Origin of the sequence: Clostridioides sp. ES-S-0001-03, assembly GCF_020676075.1 — a bacterium.
Taxonomy (GTDB): Bacteria; Bacillota; Clostridia; order Peptostreptococcales; family Peptostreptococcaceae; genus Clostridioides.
This window is the reverse complement of record NZ_JACVWJ010000033.1, coordinates 1-720: the sequence shown is the minus strand read 5'-3', so window position 1 is coordinate 720 and position 720 is coordinate 1. Positions and strand designations below refer to the sequence as shown.

The window sequence follows — 720 nt, the reverse complement described above, 5'->3', positions numbered from 1 at the left end:
GGGCAGAAATAGCTAAGTGGCTAAGCAATAGCAAGGTTGAGAAACTTCTTGAATGGACTAAAACAAAAGTGTATATGAAAGGTTTTGAAGAAAGATGGTGGGCTACAGCTAGAACAGCAGTAAAGCCTGAGAATATGCAAGGTTTCCATGAAGATTATATGTTATTTGTTGTTGATGAAGCTTCGGGAGTTGCTGACCCAATTATGGAAGCTATATTGGGAACATTATCGGGTGCAGAAAATAAGCTTCTTTTATGCGGAAATCCAACTCGAACAAGCGGAACATTTTATGATAGTCATAATAGGGATAGAGATTTATATAAGACATTTAAAGTATCTTCTTTAGACAGTCCTAGAACCTCGAAAGATAATATTGAAATGTTAAAAAGAAAGTATCATGAAGGCTCTGACCCATGGCGTGTTAGAGTTCTTGGAGAGTTCCCAAAAGGTGAAAGTGATTCGTTAATATCGTTAGAAGCTGTTGAAACAAGTACTATAAGAGATGTAAATATATCTAATGATTATGTATTAAATATAGGTGCAGATATAGCAAGATATGGCGATGATGAAACCATAATAGCTCCAAGAATAGGTGGAAAAGTATTTGATTTATTAACTTATTCAAAAAAAGATACAATGGAAACAGTAGGAAATATATTAAGAGCAGTTGATAAATTTAAAAATATGTATCATCAAATTAACAGAGTAAAAATAAAAACTG

1 pseudogene is annotated in these 720 nt (G+C 33.1%); it reads left to right on the top strand.

The features are described from left to right. Window positions 1-720 (top strand): annotated as a pseudogene (locus IC174_RS20705) (terminase B); the annotation flags it as partial.